Origin of the sequence: Exiguobacterium sp. s122 (assembly GCF_018618475.1) — a bacterium.
Taxonomy (GTDB): domain Bacteria; phylum Bacillota; class Bacilli; order Exiguobacteriales; family Exiguobacteriaceae; genus Exiguobacterium; species Exiguobacterium himgiriensis.
This window is the reverse complement of the sequence record NZ_JACSMD010000001.1, coordinates 1,917,486-1,932,848: the sequence shown is the minus strand read 5'-3', so window position 1 is coordinate 1,932,848 and position 15,363 is coordinate 1,917,486. Positions and strand designations below refer to the sequence as shown.

18 protein-coding genes are annotated in these 15,363 nt (G+C 53.2%); 6 read left to right on the top strand and 12 right to left on the bottom strand.

Annotation, left to right across the window (positions count from 1 at the left end; translation table 11 throughout):
• Nucleotides 1-4 precede the first annotated feature (4 nt).
• The 3 genes from KNP92_RS09990 to trhA all read right to left on the bottom strand — a co-directional run bounded on the left by KNP92_RS09990 (nucleotide 5) and on the right by trhA (nucleotide 2,743).
• Nucleotides 5-1,219: an MFS transporter gene (locus tag KNP92_RS09990; RefSeq protein ID WP_214839907.1), complete on the bottom strand. Its 1,215-nt coding sequence runs from the start codon at nucleotides 1,217-1,219 to the stop codon at nucleotides 5-7.
• Nucleotides 1,220-1,317: 98 nt separating this feature from the next.
• Entirely contained in the window at nucleotides 1,318-2,013 is a 696-nt protein-coding gene (locus KNP92_RS09985) for a DsbA family oxidoreductase (protein WP_214839905.1), read from the bottom strand.
• 85 nt (nucleotides 2,014-2,098) lie between these two features.
• Entirely contained in the window at nucleotides 2,099-2,743 is a 645-nt protein-coding gene (gene trhA / locus KNP92_RS09980; protein WP_214839903.1) for a PAQR family membrane homeostasis protein TrhA, read from the bottom strand.
• Nucleotides 2,744-2,868: 125 nt separating this feature from the next.
• On the opposite strand from trhA, the gene KNP92_RS09975 reads away from it, so the two are divergent.
• Entirely contained in the window at nucleotides 2,869-3,390 is a 522-nt protein-coding gene (locus tag KNP92_RS09975) for a DUF1836 domain-containing protein (protein WP_214839901.1), read from the top strand.
• A gap of 42 nt (nucleotides 3,391-3,432) precedes the next feature.
• Here KNP92_RS09975 and KNP92_RS09970 read toward each other — a convergent pair whose 3' ends face one another.
• The 4 genes from KNP92_RS09970 to KNP92_RS09955 all read right to left on the bottom strand — a co-directional run bounded on the left by KNP92_RS09970 (nucleotide 3,433) and on the right by KNP92_RS09955 (nucleotide 6,159).
• Nucleotides 3,433-3,711 carry a hypothetical protein gene (locus KNP92_RS09970; protein WP_214839899.1) on the bottom strand — a complete coding sequence of 93 codons (279 nt, stop codon included), beginning with the start codon at nucleotides 3,709-3,711 and terminating at the stop codon, nucleotides 3,433-3,435.
• 13 nt (nucleotides 3,712-3,724) lie between these two features.
• Nucleotides 3,725-4,339 carry a PH domain-containing protein gene (locus tag KNP92_RS09965; RefSeq protein WP_214839898.1) on the bottom strand — a complete coding sequence of 205 codons (615 nt, stop codon included), beginning with the start codon at nucleotides 4,337-4,339 and terminating at the stop codon, nucleotides 3,725-3,727.
• A gap of 13 nt (nucleotides 4,340-4,352) precedes the next feature.
• On the bottom strand, nucleotides 4,353-5,186 hold the full coding sequence (locus KNP92_RS09960; RefSeq protein WP_214839897.1) for an aldo/keto reductase: 834 nt from the start codon (nucleotides 5,184-5,186) through the stop codon (nucleotides 4,353-4,355).
• 61 nt (nucleotides 5,187-5,247) lie between these two features.
• A complete protein-coding gene (locus KNP92_RS09955; protein ID WP_214839896.1) occupies nucleotides 5,248-6,159 on the bottom strand; it encodes an MBL fold metallo-hydrolase in 912 nt (303 codons plus the stop codon).
• A gap of 362 nt (nucleotides 6,160-6,521) precedes the next feature.
• On the opposite strand from KNP92_RS09955, the gene abc-f reads away from it, so the two are divergent.
• The 3 genes from abc-f (at nucleotide 6,522) to KNP92_RS09940 (ending at nucleotide 10,008) form a co-directional block, all read left to right on the top strand.
• Complete coding sequence (gene abc-f / locus KNP92_RS09950) at nucleotides 6,522-8,213, top strand: ribosomal protection-like ABC-F family protein (RefSeq protein ID WP_214839894.1); 1,692 nt, start codon at nucleotides 6,522-6,524, stop codon at nucleotides 8,211-8,213.
• Between the two features lie 11 nt (nucleotides 8,214-8,224).
• Complete coding sequence (locus tag KNP92_RS09945; RefSeq protein WP_251136449.1) at nucleotides 8,225-8,989, top strand: hypothetical protein; 765 nt, start codon at nucleotides 8,225-8,227, stop codon at nucleotides 8,987-8,989.
• Nucleotides 8,990-9,099: 110 nt separating this feature from the next.
• The gene (locus KNP92_RS09940) at nucleotides 9,100-10,008 is read left to right on the top strand and encodes a cation diffusion facilitator family transporter (protein WP_214839892.1); all 909 of its coding nucleotides are present in this window, start codon (nucleotides 9,100-9,102) and stop codon (nucleotides 10,006-10,008) included.
• 37 nt (nucleotides 10,009-10,045) lie between these two features.
• On the opposite strand, the gene KNP92_RS09935 is transcribed toward KNP92_RS09940, so the two are convergent.
• From KNP92_RS09935 to KNP92_RS09925, 3 genes are all read right to left on the bottom strand, one after another.
• Nucleotides 10,046-11,185, bottom strand: a complete 1,140-nt coding sequence (locus tag KNP92_RS09935; protein WP_211779818.1) for an alcohol dehydrogenase catalytic domain-containing protein — start codon at nucleotides 11,183-11,185, stop codon at nucleotides 10,046-10,048.
• Between the two features lie 106 nt (nucleotides 11,186-11,291).
• On the bottom strand, nucleotides 11,292-12,149 hold the full coding sequence (locus KNP92_RS09930) for a metallophosphoesterase (protein ID WP_214839890.1): 858 nt from the start codon (nucleotides 12,147-12,149) through the stop codon (nucleotides 11,292-11,294).
• A 131-nt stretch (nucleotides 12,150-12,280) separates the two neighbouring features.
• Nucleotides 12,281-12,697 carry an organic hydroperoxide resistance protein gene (locus tag KNP92_RS09925; protein ID WP_214839887.1) on the bottom strand — a complete coding sequence of 139 codons (417 nt, stop codon included), beginning with the start codon at nucleotides 12,695-12,697 and terminating at the stop codon, nucleotides 12,281-12,283.
• Nucleotides 12,698-12,814: 117 nt separating this feature from the next.
• Between KNP92_RS09925 and KNP92_RS09920 the strand changes: the two genes are divergently transcribed.
• Nucleotides 12,815-13,261, top strand: a complete 447-nt coding sequence (locus KNP92_RS09920) for a MarR family winged helix-turn-helix transcriptional regulator (RefSeq protein WP_034816446.1) — start codon at nucleotides 12,815-12,817, stop codon at nucleotides 13,259-13,261.
• Between the two features lie 22 nt (nucleotides 13,262-13,283).
• Nucleotides 13,284-14,225, top strand: coding sequence for a CAP domain-containing protein (locus KNP92_RS09915; protein ID WP_214839885.1), 942 nt, complete (start codon nucleotides 13,284-13,286; stop codon nucleotides 14,223-14,225).
• A gap of 11 nt (nucleotides 14,226-14,236) precedes the next feature.
• Here the strand turns inward: KNP92_RS09915 and KNP92_RS09910 are convergent, their stop codons facing one another.
• Nucleotides 14,237-14,689 carry a hypothetical protein gene (locus KNP92_RS09910; protein WP_214839883.1) on the bottom strand — a complete coding sequence of 151 codons (453 nt, stop codon included), beginning with the start codon at nucleotides 14,687-14,689 and terminating at the stop codon, nucleotides 14,237-14,239.
• A gap of 53 nt (nucleotides 14,690-14,742) precedes the next feature.
• A complete protein-coding gene (locus KNP92_RS09905) occupies nucleotides 14,743-15,219 on the bottom strand; it encodes a glutathione peroxidase (protein WP_034816514.1) in 477 nt (158 codons plus the stop codon).
• Nucleotides 15,220-15,363 lie beyond the last annotated feature (144 nt).

Below are 15,363 nucleotides of genomic sequence, written 5' to 3'. Positions count from 1 at the left end.
GTTTTTACGAAGAGAGGCGTTCGGCCTCTTCTTTCTCGATATGCAGTTCATGTTTCCGTGTATAAACGAGGAACGCTCCCGTCATTAGGATGGAGCTGATTCCGAACAAGACGACCATGAGTTGTAAGCCGATCAAATCGAGGAAGAAGCCCGTGACGAGGAGGACGACTTGGAAGACGATTCGGTCGAGCATGTTCCGGAATGAGAAGAAGCGGCCGTGATAGTCTTTCGGCATTCGTGTCTGGAAAATTGTCACCGCGGTCGGGAAGAAACAGCCGACCGAGAAGCCGAACAAGACGAAGGCGGCAATGGAGACGGCCGGGATGTCGGCAAAATAGAGCATGAGCTGGGCGACGCCGATCAAGAACGAGAACGTGAACAGAATCGAGAAGACGGAGAACTTCTCCCCGATTCGCTTGATGAGGAAAGCGCCAGCCATGAAGGCGATTCCTTCCGCCGTGTAAATCCAGCCTTTGATCGCCGTCGAATCTTGTAGCTCGCTGATGTTGATGACGAGCAAGTTGAACCCACCGATAAAGAGGAGTGGGATGAGCGTCATGACGAGTGTCATGAAGATGACGGGAATCGACTTGATGATCGGAAAGACGTCCTTAAAGCCGCCGGTCGATTTGTCGACTTTCTTCGCGGACGGGACGGCCGTCTCGTCAATCTTCAAGAACCACGTCGCCACGGCTAGAAGTAAATAGGCGACGAGCGAGAGTGCATACACGTCCCGAAGCGAGATGAGTGTGAGCAAAATCCCGGCGATGGCCGTCCCAATGACACGAGACAACGTCGACACGTTCATATGGATACCGTTCAAGGCGAGCAACTCGCGTTCTTTGACGATGAGCGGGATGGCCGCCTGGAGCGCGGGGAAGTAGAACGCGGCCGAGCCTTGTAGGAAGACGAGGAAAACGACCATCCATAGGACGCTGCCCGTCTCGATGGCGACGAACATGAACAGGACGCTCAGCGCCCGGACGACGCTTGAGATGAGCATGATTTTCTTTTTTGAGCCTTGGTCGGTAAGTCGTCCCGCGAGCGGCCCGATGGCGACACCGGCGAGCAATCCGCCAGCGAGGATGAGCGCCTTGACGAAGTCAGACGGAACTTTCTCCTGCATGAACTCCAAATTGCCGATGATACCGAGCCAAAGCCCGAGTCCGGCGACGAATTCTCCGGTCAAGATAATCCAGACGTTGCGATTTTTCCACATATGGTTAAGTCCTCGATTCTTATTAGCTGATAATAATTATCCTTCAGAACGATTCAGAAAGCTATAAAAAAGAAGCCGGGAATTCGGCTTCTTACAAATTAAATATCACAGTTGTCGTCCGTGCATGTCGCACCGCCCGAAATCACTTGAAGCGTCGGTGCCGATTCGGCCCACGTCTTCTCAAGCACTTGTGTGAACGCCTCGGTCGGTTGAGCGCCCGAGACACCGTATTTACCGTCGAAGACGAAGAATGGGACGCCAGTGATGCCAAGATCGCTGGCGCGCTTCTCTTCGGCACGGACGTCGTCCGTGTACACGTCTGACGCGAGCACGTCTTTCACGGCATCCGCCTCGAGTCCGACACTCGTCGCGATTTCAACGAGGATGTCGTGGTCGCCGATATGCTTCGCCTCGACGAAGTACGCCTTAAGAAGTGCTTCCGATAGTTCTTTCTCTTTCCCGACCGTCTTCGCATAGTGTGTCAACCGGTGCGAGTCGAGCGTGCCCGTAACAACCATGTTGTCGAAATCATAGTCGAGACCGACCGTACGCGCCTGCGCGGCAACTTGCATCGTCGTCGTCTTCGCCTGCTCGAGCGGCATGTTGTACTTCTTGGCGAGCACTTCATAAATCGAACGTGAATCCGTCGTCGGGGCGTTCGGGTCGAGTTCGAAGCTCTTGAACTCTACCTCGACATTGTCCGCATGCGGGAACTGTTCAAGTGCTTCTTCTAAACGGCGCTTACCAATATAACAGAACGGGCAGACGTAGTCTGACCAAACTTCAATTTTCATCATCATCCCTCCTACCGTCAGTGTAAGATGTCTTGAAATCGAAGTAAACGAAACTGCTCAATAAAAAAGCCCTCACGAGGAGGACTTAAAACACATACCAGAACACGCAGACGAAGTGGGCGAAGCTACCGAACAAGATGAACAAGTGGAATACCTCGTGGAAGCCCCAACCGCGCCAGTTGACGAATTTCGGTTTGAAGCCGTAAATAAGTCCCCCGATCGTATACATGACGCCACCGAGGACGAGCCAGAAGATGCCGGCGTTACCGATGACGCTATGGAGAGGGCCGATGAAGAACACCGATAGCCAGCCCATTCCAATATAAAGTGCCGTCGAGAGGAAACGCGGCGCGTGGAACCAGACGAGTTTGAAGATGATTCCGAACAAGGCGAGGGCGTGGACGGTGCCGAACAGCACCCAACGCGTCGGGCCTTCGAGCGCAAGGAGCGTGAGCGGGGCATACGTCCCGGCGATCAACGCATAAATCATCGCATGATCGATTCTTCGGAAGAAGGCGATCACATTCGGCGAGGCGATGATGCTGTGGTATAAGCCTGAAGACAAGTAGAGGAAGACGAGACTGATGCCGAATAAAATCGCCGCCATGATGGCGAGCGGCTCCCCAAGCATCGATGCTTTCACCGTCATCGCAATCAACGCGACAAATGCGAGCACGGCCCCGGCCAAATGGGTCAGTGCGTTAATCGGTTCCCGAAAAATCGAATTCATATAAAACACTCCTTATCACATCATGTAGTATCCATAACTACATGATAAGCTGAATACAGGAAAACAACAAGGTTTTTGTTTCGACAAACCGGGTTTATTCGTATACTGAAGGAGAGGTGATGTAGATGAAACCGGCCGATATCATTCAAACGGAAGGGACGCTTCCGAAGCAGGTGCTCCCGACGATTGACTTATACATGGACCAAGTCATCCAGCTGTTCGAGCAACATTATGAGAAGATGAAGCGTGATGAGACCGAGACGATTTTGACGAAGACGATGATCAACAACTATGCCAAAGGCAAGTTGTTTCATCCCGTCAAAAATAAGAAGTATACGAATGAGCACTTGATGCTCCTCAGCCTGATTTATGAGATGAAGGGCTTACTTTCAATTAATGACATCAAACAGACGCTCCGTCCGTTAAATGAATCGGACGAAGGTTTCTCGCTTGAGGACTTCTATGACGCGTATCAAGTTCAGAAAGTAAAGAACATGCAGGCGTTTGAGATGCAAGCCGAGACGATGATTGAGAACGTCCTCTCAAATGACAGTGACATCCAGCGTTCGCTCGCCATCGCATCGGCCGTCCACATGAGCCACTTGTACCAGCGGCTCGCCGAGCAGTTGATTGACGAAGACAAATGAAAACGTCCGCTAGCACCGAGGTCAGGTGTCTAGCGGACGTTTTTACGTTTGGCGCTTGCGCTCGACGCGCACGCCTTTGTTGTAAAGCTTTATGACGAGTAGTGGCGCCGTGTAACTGATGATGGCGACGAGTGTCATCGGCCAAAACACGTTTTGGTCCATGAACAAACTTGAACCCAAATAGACGAGTAAGCTGACGATGACGACATGGACGAGCGGATGAAGCTGTCTGAACATGGCGTTCAGCACGCTACTAATGAAAACAATCACCATTCCGAGCATGAACAAACCGAATAGAATCAACAGCCACATGAAGTCCATACGTCACCGCCTATTAGTTATTGATATATTTCTCGAACACGTCACCAAAGTCTTTCCGGTTCCACTCCTGGTAGTGGCCTTGCAGCCAATCGAAGCTCTGTTCATTCAACTCTTTGAACGTCGACGCGACGTGCATGTCACCTTGACGGAGCCCGCTCAAGATCGACACCGAATGGGTGAGCGACGCGTTGGCGAACTCCATCATCTTCCGACCTTCGCGTTGTGTCTCGGCGATGGCGAGAAGTGACTTGTACAAGTCTTTTACGTGCTCGATCTGTTTTTTGTTCACGTCGATGGAGTATGGTTTGTCGCCAATCGTGAATTTAATCTCGACGTCTAAATCGACGGTGCCCGCCGTCTCGAACATGACACTGTTCAGCGGGAAGTGAGCGTATGGATAGCGGTATAAGATCCGCTTTGAGCTCATCGCGCTCGTCCCGTCAAGGTGAATCATCGCCAAGTTCGTGAAGCAGTACTCGTCTGATTTCGATTTGATCAAAAAGTAAATCTTCTCGTTGTCTTCGTGGAGGACATAATCGTCCGAGTCCGCTTTGTCGAAGTCTTTCGGGTCGATGACTTCACCGATATCGCTGAAGCCGGTCAAGTCCGAGGCTAATTTTTTGAACATGTTTACTCGCTCCTCAGTAGTGGATTTTATGCATCTCATTCGGGTCGGACCCGGTCCGTTCGTTCCGGTTCAGCCCGTCGATCGCACCCATCTCTTCTTTCGTCAACGTGAAGTCAAACACTTGGATGTTCTCTTGAATCCGGCTCGGGGTGACCGATTTCGGGATGACGGCGACGCCGTTTTGTAAGTGCCAGCGCAAGATGACTTGGGCTGGGGACTTGCCGTGCTTCGCCGCGATGTCCGTGATGACCGAGTCGGTGAGCGCTTCGCGGCCTTTCATGAGCGGGCTCCACGCTTGAATTTGAATGTCGTAGCGTTGACAGAATGCAATCAACTCTTTTTGGGACAAGTAGGGGTGAATCTCAACTTGGTTCACGGCCGGGACGATCGAGCACGACTGGATGATTTGCTCGAGGTGGCTGACCTCGAAGTTCGAGACGCCGATGGCCCGAACTTTGCCTTCCTCATACAGTTGCTCGAGCGCTTTATACGTCTCGACGAATTTACCGAACCGCGGCATCGGCCAATGAATCAAGAACAAGTCCACGTACTCGAGGCCGAGCCGGTCGAGGCTGTCCTCGAACGCTTGGAGCGCCTCGTCGAAGCCGTGAAACTCGTTCCATAGTTTTGTCGTCACGAAAATGTCTTCACGCGGGACGTTCGATTCCCGAATCGCGCGTCCGACGCTTTCTTCGTTCTGATAGATGGCGGCCGTGTCGATTAAACGATAACCGGCGTCGAGTGCCGCCTTCACCGTATCCGATGTTACGGAGCCGTCTTCGACTTTGTATACGCCGAGCCCGAGCATCGGCATATTGACATCATTATTGAGCATTGTCCATTCCATATTGATTCCCTCCCTATCACGTCTAACGTTACCGAAATTCGCTCGAAAGTGAAAGTGAAAGCTACAGGGTAATGCTTTCGCCGTGCGCTTTAATCACGATTTGGTCACGCTCAAGTTTCGCTGCGGCGACGAGACGGATGTAGGGTTCTTCGACCGGCTCGTAGGATAAGACAAACGTATCCCAATGCATCGGGAAAAAGCGTTTCGCCCCGCTCTGTTTGAACATCATCCACGCTTGTTCCGGCGTGCAATGTGCTTCTTGGAACGAGTCTGGTTGATAGGCACCAATCGGGAAGAAGGCGAGGTCGATCGGTTCCTTGTTCGCGAGGCCATTGAACGATTCCGTGTACGCGGTGTCCCCTGCGAACAGCATACGCACCCCTTTATACTTTAAGACGTAGCCGTTATAGCCCATTTGTTTGTCCCACGGGAAGCGGTTGCCCCAATGGGCGACGGGAATGGCGTGCACGTGTAGCCCGCTTGCGAGCGTCAACTTGTCGTGCGGGTGCATCTCGATCGTCTGCAGACTCTTATACTTGCGGAGCAATTTGCTCGTCCCCGGGGCCGAGATGACGACCGTGTCCGGCGTGATGAGCCGCTTCAAACTTTTATGGTCGAAATGATCCATATGGGCGTGACTAAGTAAAATCACGTCGACAGGGCCGACTTCTTCAATGGAGAGGGCGGGCGCGGTATGCCGCTTCATCCCGAACGTGATGGGACCGAGGTGGACGCCGATTCGCTTCGAGAACACCGGATCGGTCAAAATCTTCAAACCATACCAATGGATGAGGACGGTCGAATGGCCAACCCACGTGGCGCTGACCGTCGTCTCATCAAATGAGGCGAGGTCCGGCTTGACCGATGGGACTTTATAAGCCGGTCGAGGCAATCTTCGTTTCAAACGTGTATAAAGGAACGTGCCGACGCTCGCGAGGACGGCGCTCGGGACGAGTAGGGTTCGTAGTCTCATGTCAGTCTCCTCATTCATTCTAAGATGGCTTCATCATACCGCTCAGACGCCGAACCTGCATCAGCCCAAAGCCGTAGAAACGATGGGAGATTGTGGGGGAGGTTGCGAATCCGCTTCCAATTTGGTACGGTGGACATAACTTAGGAAAGGAAGGTACACCGTGCCATGAAAAAGTCACACACACTCAACTGATGAAACAAGTCAGCACTGTTCGCACGAACAGTCACGGGTGAAGTGTGTCCAATTTCAGGCGACGGGGGTAACCCTTCTTTCCGCTTGACCGGAGATCTTCACACCACCGCTTGTCGCGGATGGTGTTTTTTGTTTCATCGCGTATCAGAACAATTTGCGAGGTGAGACATATGTTATCCATCAAACAAGTCCGGTTCGATTACGACCGGCAACCTTTATTTCAAAATGTTTCTTTTGACGTCGCGACTGGGGAGCACGCCGTCTTGTTCGGACAGAACGGGTCGGGGAAGACGACGTTATTTAACTTGATTGTCGGGGCGCTCACGCCAGAAGCCGGTTCAATTGAGCGGCACGGAACGCTTGGGGTCGTCGAACAGACGCTCGAAGAATCGGACGAGACGCTGCTCTCGTACGTTATGCTCGGCGACCATGTGCGTTTCTCTTTATATGAGGACGTCATGTCAGGTGAGGCGGAGCGTGTCATGCGAGCGTATGATAAGGCGTTAGAGACTGGGGCATATCGTCTCGAGGGGGAAGCGAAACACGCGCTCAAGCAACTCGGCCTTACTCATGAAGAGAGACGATTGTCCGAGTTGAGCGGTGGTGAACGGACGCGAGCCCAACTGGCACGACTGACATTGCAACAAGTCGACATCGTCTTACTCGATGAACCGACGAACCATCTCGACGTCACGTCGATCGAATGGTTGACCGACTGGGTGCGCCAATTTCAAGGGACAGTACTCACCATCTCACACGACCGACAGTTCATCGAGGACGTGGCCGACGTCATCCTCGAGCTTGAGGAGGGGCGCGTCACGCGTTACCCGGGAAATTACACGACGTACACGACACAAAAACGCGACGAAGCGCGACGGGACGAGCGAGCCCATGCCCGCTATGTGGCAAGGAAGTCGGAGTTGCTCGACATGATTGCCCAATATAAGGGCTGGCACTTGAAAGCGAAAGCGACGGCGAGTGTCCGCAACCCCGGTGCCCAAAAAGGCGCGGCAAACTTGGCCGTCAAGATGAAGGCACGCGTTCGAAAGCTCGAACAGCTCGAGGCGTCTCGTCCGAACCGACCGAAAGAAACGGCCCACGTGCACGTCCAATTCCACGCCGAACCGCTCGAAGCGAAGACGTGGCTGACGTGTGAGGCGGTCTCGTTCGGCTATGACGAACCGTTGTTCACGGACGTCTCGTTCGCAATCGAGCGAAACGATCGCATCTCGATTGTCGGGCCGAACGGCTCGGGGAAAACGACACTGTTGAAGCTCATCCTCGGAGATCTCGAGCCGACATCAGGAGTCGTCAGGCGACATCCGCGCCTGAAGATCGGCTACTTCTCACAGGCGCTCGAACGTCTCCCACAGGAAGGGACGCTTCTCGAGGCACTCTTAGCAGAAAGCGACTTGTCCGAGACAGCTGTCCGGACGCTGCTTGCCCACTTCTTGTTTCGACGTGATGAAGTGTATAAACCGATGCGCGACGCGAGCATGGGCGAGAAATGCCGCATCGCTTTCCTCATCCTTTATTTCTCGGATGCACACCTGCTCGCCCTGGATGAACCGACGAACTATTTAGACGTGGCAACACGCGAACAAATCAAGGCTGCACTCGAGCTGTATCCGGGCGGCCTCATCCTCATTTCGCATGACCGGACGTTCCATCGATTGACCGATCGGATCATCGAACTCGGGGATCCGGTGACGGTGAAGGACCGAGATGTGCGTAAGGCGCCGGATGTCGAGGCGACGCTTCGCACGATTGAGGCGCTTCAACGTGACGAACAAATATATGTCGACGAGGCAGGAAACCTTTTACCGTTTGACGAATCCAAACAGAGGAAACGAAACGAGTAGGAGTGGAGAGCATGATGAAGGAAGAAGTTCGGACGTCGCGGGCCGCGTCCCGGAAACGAAAACGGTTGATGCGCACGCTGATGACACTCGTATTGATCGCCTCGCTCGTCGGTGTCATCGCCTTGGCGGCACTGATGGATTCGAAAGATACGAAAACGGCGTTGCCGGAAACCGATGACATCGCCACCGAGATGGTCGGTTCAGAGTCTGAAGACGAGCCGGTGGCCGAGGAGACGAAAGACGTCGTCTATATCGGCTCGCCTTATACGAAAGTGTATGCGGACGATCGGGTAACCGTCGTCTATGAGGCCGATCTCGGCGACCGCTATGAGCGGCTCGAGACGGTGAGCGGGTTCGTCAAGTTGCAACTGAACGAGCGGTTGACGGGCTGGGTGACCGAGGAACGGGTGACGACGGAGACATCGTCGGCGACCGATGAGGAAATCACTTCCGCGTGGCAAAGCGTCATGCCTTCCGCGTCCACGTCCACGCTCGAGCTCCTCGGGAAGGACCGTGAGTCGGTCCGAGCGGAGCTCGGTGCCCCGAAAGCCGTGCAGCGTGACCAAGTGAACGAATATCACTTCTACGACGGCTTCTTCCTTATGATGCGTGACGGCAAAGTGAAGGCGATCGATTGGGACAAGCAACCGGTCGCATCGCCCGAGTTGACGGCGTCGAGCGACCAAGCTTCCGGAAGTTGGTACGAAGGGGAGACGATGCAGTTGAAACTGTTCCCGTATAGCGGCATCATGCGCGTCCGGATTGAACAGAAATAAGCGAGACAGCTGAAAAGGAAACTTTTCGGCTTTCTTTTTCGCTTTACATTCAAATGAACGTTTGATTGTTTGAGGGACGTGGAATATAATGAGAGAAGAGGAGGGGTATTATGGCTGGGCATGATCATCACGGACACGACCATCATCACCATCATACGACGAACCAACGGGCGCTATTTTGGGCGTTTCTGTTGATTGCGACGTTCATGATCGTTGAGGTCGTCGGCGGTCTGTGGACGAATAGTCTCGCCTTGCTGTCGGACGCTGGGCATATGCTTAGTGATGCCGCGGCACTCGGACTTAGTTTTCTCGCTGTCCGCTTCGGGTCGAGGCAGGCGACACCGGACCGAACGTTCGGCTATCGGCGTTTCGAGATTTTAGCGGCGTTCGTGAACGGGTTGACGTTACTCGTCATCTCGATTTATATCATCATCGAGGCGTATAAACGTCTTTTCGCACCACCGGAGATTATGAGTGAGGGCATGCTGATTATTGCGGTCGTCGGGTTGATTGTGAACATACTCGCGGCATGGATTTTAATGCGCGGGGAGCAGGACAACTTGAACGTACGGAGTGCGCTGTTACACGTATTCGGAGACTTACTCGGTTCGGTCGGGGCCATCACGGCCGCGCTTCTTATTTTGTTGTTCGGATGGACGCTCGCTGATGCCATCGCGAGCCTGTTTGTCGCCGTGCTCATCTTGATTAGCGGCTATCGGGTTACGCGGGATGCTGTCCACATCTTGATGGAAGGGGCGCCGCATGAAGTCGATGTCGTGGCAATGCAGCGTGATTTGTTGGCCGTTACCGGAGTAAACGAAGTGCACGATTTGCATGTTTGGTCGATCACATCGAACGAATACGTGGTGACGTGCCACGTCTTGATAGGCGAGACGACGAACGATCAAGCGGTCCTTCGGGACGTCACGGAACGGATAAAACAATTCGGCACGTTCAAACGTTCAACCGTACAAATCGAGCGGGCACCCGCCTGCTGTCAGGAACGAACCATCTGGTAAAAAAAGCGGTCCCCAGTAAAATTGGGGACCGCTTTCGTTATGGCTTCAAGACGACTTTGACGCAGTCGTCGAGATGATCGTTGAAAATCTTATACGCATCGGCCGCCTGGTCGAGCGGCATCCGGTGCGTGATGATGTCGGTCGGGTCGAACTTGTTGTCGACAATCATCTGGAACAGCTCCGGCATATAGTGGATGACCGGCGCTTGACCCGTCTTGATGCTGACGTTCCGTGTGAAAAAGTCGCCGAGCGGGAATTGATTATAGTTCATTGCGTAAATTCCCGTCAGTTGGACTGTCCCGAATTTCCGGACCGCTTCTTTCGCGACTTTGATGGCGCTGAGCGTCCCGCCCTGGACCATCAGTTTCTGTTCGACTTTCTCGATTGGCGACATTTTGCCATCGAAGCCGACGCAGTCGATGACGACGTCGGCGCCGCCGTTCGTGATCTCGTAAATGTATTTACCTGTATCGATCGGGTCTTTCATGAGCACCGTCTCGACGTTGTTCGATAATTTCGCCCGGTTTAAACGATAAAGCTCGGGGTCGACGGCGATGACGCGTTTCGCTCCGCGGACCCAGGCGAGTTTTTGCGTCATGAGTCCGACCGGTCCGGAACCGAGGACGACGACGGTGTCGCCGGCTTTCATGCCGGCGCTCTCGAGGCTCCACCAGGCAGTCGGGATGACGTCTGATAGGAAGAGGAGCGCCTCATCCTCGAGCTCACATGATTCTGGAATGACGAGCGGCATGAAGTTACCGTACGGCACTTTCAAATACTCGGCCTGACCACCGGGATGATTCCCGAACTGTTCGGTGAAGCCGAAGTAACCGCCCGCATCGGTATGCGGTGCATGGTTCGAGTTGTCGCATTGGCTCTCCATCTCGTGCTCACAATAATAACAGTGGCCGCACGAGACGTTGAACGGCAAGACAACCCGGTCGCCTTTTTTCACTTTCGTCACGTCCGGTCCGACTTCTTCGACAATCCCCATCGGTTCGTGCCCGATGACGTAGCCGTGGCGGGTCGGCATGTTGCCTAAGTAAATATGCAAGTCCGAGCCGCAAATCGCCGTCGAGGTGATTTTGACGATAATCTCTTCCCGGCTCTCAATCTCTGGGTCCTTCACGTCTTTCACTTCGATGTTCTTTGCCCCTTGATACGTTACTGCGCGCATGCGTTCATTCCTCCTTTTTTTCGAAAACAGGTAAGTCACAACACGTGTACTGTACCCGCTTCGATCGCGTTCGAACCTGAAATATGGAGGAAATAGGAAAAGGGACTCACAGTGGAGCCCCTGTCCCGGTCACATCGATGACAACGATTTCCGGGGGATTGAAGATGCGCGGTACGCTGACGCTGTAGTTGAATCCACGCCCGATGACGTGATCGAACGTCTCGTGTTCATATAGCCCACCGGCATACTTCGGGAAAAACCCTTGGTCGGGCGCGTACAGCCCGTTCATGAGGTAAGGGATCCGCACTTGTCCGCCGTGGGCGTGACCCGATAAGACGAGGTCGAACGGAAGGGCGGCATATGTCTCGACCCGCTCGGCCCGGTGCGACAACAAGATGCTGAACGCCTCGTCCGTTTCCGTATCCTCGAGCGCAACGAGGGCGTCCTCTTCCCATATCCCGTGCCAGTTTTCCGCATATGTACGGAGCGGGTCTTCGAGTCCGCCGATGACGAGGTCGATTCCGTTGATTGTCCGTGCTTCGGCCTCGTTCTCGAGGACGATTACCCCGTGCGAGCGGAACACGTCTTTCACGTCGTGCCGGACATAATCGTCTGAGTCATCAATCTCGTGGTTGCCGGTCACAAAGTACATCGGGGCAACACCTTCGAGCCCTTTGATTAAGTCGAAGGCGGCGTTCGGTGAACGGTACCGGTCGAGCATGTCACCTGGCAAGGCGATGAGGTCAGGTTGTTGCGCTTTCACTTTCTCAATTAAAACGCTTTGTTTTTCTCCGTACGAGTAGCCATGCAAGTCGGACAAAAGGACGATGCGGAGGGATTGACCCACCTCAAGTTTATCGGTCGACACGTTGTACGTGCGGACGACGAGTCCGTTATAAAGGGCGACAAATAAAAATGTGACGATGGCGCCGAACGTGATGTATTTACGTCTTCCTTTGAACATGTCGTCCCTCCTCGTGTCGTCGGTTCTTTCATTCTACTCGGACTGTCGTAAGGAAGCAAAGAATGTTGAGAAAACGAGTGATCATCGTTTCGTTACAAAAAAATCCCGCTCGATGAGGAGCGGGAGCGTGATTATGCTGCTTTTGCTGTCAATTTGACGTCGACGTTGCCGCGTGTCGCTTTCGAATACGGACACACTTGGTGTGCCGCTTCGACGAGGCGCTCGGCTGTCTCTTGGTCGACACCTTTGATTTCGACTTCGAGTTCAACGGAAATGAAGAAGCCGCCTTCGTCATCCTGGTTGAGCGTGACGTGACCCGTGACGCTTGAACCTTCCGTCTTGACGCGCTCTTTACTGATGACGAGGTTCAATGCGCTACCGAAGCAAGCCGCATAGCCGGCTGCGAACAACTGTTCAGGGTTCGTCGCTTCGTCCGCATGTTTTGAGCCAGGCATCGAGACGTTTAAGTCGATGATACCGTCCGTTGATGTGACGCGTCCTTCGCGGCCACCGATTGCTGTTGCAGAAGCTGTGAATACTGGTTTCATGATTCATTTCCTCCGTTTCATTTTCAACAATTATATTGTGCACAACTTAATTATAAGGCAGTCAAATGAATGTGCAAGTGATATGCTTGTCCTAAGACTACAGCCGGAGGACAAACCATGAAAAGTTCGCTAACATTAGAACATCAAATCTGTTTTCAGCTCTATACTGCCTCAAAAGAGCTGACACGTTTATATCGCCCGATTTTGGCTCCGTTAAACCTGACCTATAGCCAGTACCTGGTTATGCTCGTCTTGTGGGAAGAGGAAGGAATCGATTTGAAACAAGTCGGAGAACGGCTGACGCTCGACTCGGGTACGCTGTCGCCACTCGTCAAACGCTTGATGCAAATCGGCTATGTTGAAAAAGTACGGGCACAAGATGACGAGCGCCGCATTGTACTGACGCTCACCGATTCAGGTCGCGCACTGCGTGAGCAGGCGGAGGACGTTCCGCGTCAAGTGAGTGGTATGCTGAAAATAGATGAAGCGACATATGTCGCCTATATGGAGATGCTCATCGACATCAAAGCGCGTTTGAAGGCGTTCGGTGAGCAACAAGGGTAAGCGTTTTGCGAAAGGAGTCGACATGATTCGCAAATTAATCATCATTTTGATGGCGATTGGTGGCTATGCCGCTTGGAAATATGAAGTGCCGAACGTTTCGGCGCCGACGAGTGTTCAAGTAAAATCGGACGTGGCGGAGGAAGTGGAAGGGACCGATGAGGAGACAACTGAAGTCACCGATGCCCCGCGCTTTGCTAGCCAATATGCCGGGAATGATTGGTACTTGCTCGAACGAAACGGCGATCGGACGCTCGAATTGATCGATGCGGACGGCGCGAAGAAAGGGTTCTATCAATTCGAGACGGGGAGCACGTATGAAGGTCTGATTGTGGATGAGACGACGCGGCAAGACGTCGAGCAAATCGGTTTCGATGCCGTCCGTTCGTACGATAAAGGGATGCGCCGCTATTTGATTCCCGACGACCCGTCGTTTTCGGTGTATGCGATTAACGGCAATTACGTCACGTTCTTCTTCGATCAACACGACGACGACAAGCTGAAAGCCGTGCTTTCCGTCGACCGTCGCGTCGAAGAGGCGAGTGACGGGTATTACGGCGACATCTCAGCCGAAAGTACGGTCGGGAACGAGACGCTCATGCGGTTGCTCATGAATTGGGACCGCCAAAAGTTTAACCTGTCAGCGCTCGCCGACTTTGAGCCGCTCCTTCCCGTCGTTCGGGCACATAGCGAGAATATGGCGGAGAACAATTTCTTCAGCCATACGGACCCAGAAGGACGGGACCCGTTCGAGCGGATGAACGAGTACGGGCTCACATATTCGGTCGCCGGAGAGAACTTGGCGATGGGCCAGATGAGCGTCTTTCACGCCCACTGGGGGCTCATGAACTCGCTCGGTCACCGCGAGAATATCTTGAAGCCTGAGTTCACCCATGCGTCGGTCGGACTTGTGCATAACGACGACAATAGCCCGTTCTATACAATTAATTTCATCACGCCACGCTAAAAACAGGAAGGTCACCGTTCATTCGGCACACCTTCCTGTTTTTCTGGTTGAAGCGGTTTTAAAAACTTGTCCGTCAAGCCGAACGACATCATAATCCCGAATGAGACGAGAAACGTGAACGGCCAACGTGGCTCAACATAGACGGCCGTCAAGTAGGCGGACGTGGCGACGAGCGCGCCAAAGAACTGCAACGCGATGAAACGACGGACGTAGGTAGGCGAACTATGCTTTCGATAAACGATACTCGACACGACAAGGTCGATGAATAAAATCAATAGCACACCGAGATACAAGGTGAGCATCGGGTTTGCCGTCCACGCCTCAGGCAACCAGCTCGGATTCGTCTCGGCATAGCCCACCGTCTGGTCCGCCCCTTGAAAGGTGAGTTCGAGGCCGAGAAACAAGACAGTAAGAAACGCAGTCGTGCGCACGACGTTCCGCTGCCGTGTATATGTATGAAACATGAATCCCATCCTCCTTTATGTATCGTACGAACGGAGGATGGGACAAGTTTCACTTAAATTAACTTTTTAATGGCGGATTCGATTTCGGCCGGCGTCGTCTGCGGGGAGAACCGTTCGATGACGTTTCCTTGGCGGTCGACGAGGAACTTCGTAAAGTTCCATTTGATCGCCTTCGAGCCGAGTAGTCCCGGTGCTTCCTTCGCTAAGTATTGGAAGAGTGGATGCGCGTCTTTCCCGTTGACGTCGACTTTGGCGAACATCGGGAACGACACACCATAGTTCAACTGACAAAACTCGTTAATCTCTTCGTTCGTCCCTGGGTCTTGATGGCCGAACTGATTGCACGGGAAACCGAGCACTTGGAGTCCTTGGTCTTTATATTGCGCGTACAACGTCTCGAGGCCGTCGAGTTGCGGCGTGAAGCCGCACTTGCTTGCCGTGTTGACGATCAAGAGTACGTCTCCCTCATATTTCGATAATGGTTGGAGCTTACCGCTCATGTCTGTCGCTTCGTATTGATAGATCATCATGTTTCCCCCTTTGCCTCTAGTATAGCAAGCGCGTTTCCCATGTACGACTTTAAATCGGTTGTCCGCAATCAAATTGTCACGAAACGATGATGCCCTTGTTACAATGTAATGGGAGGAAACTCGTATAATGAAGCTCGCAGACAG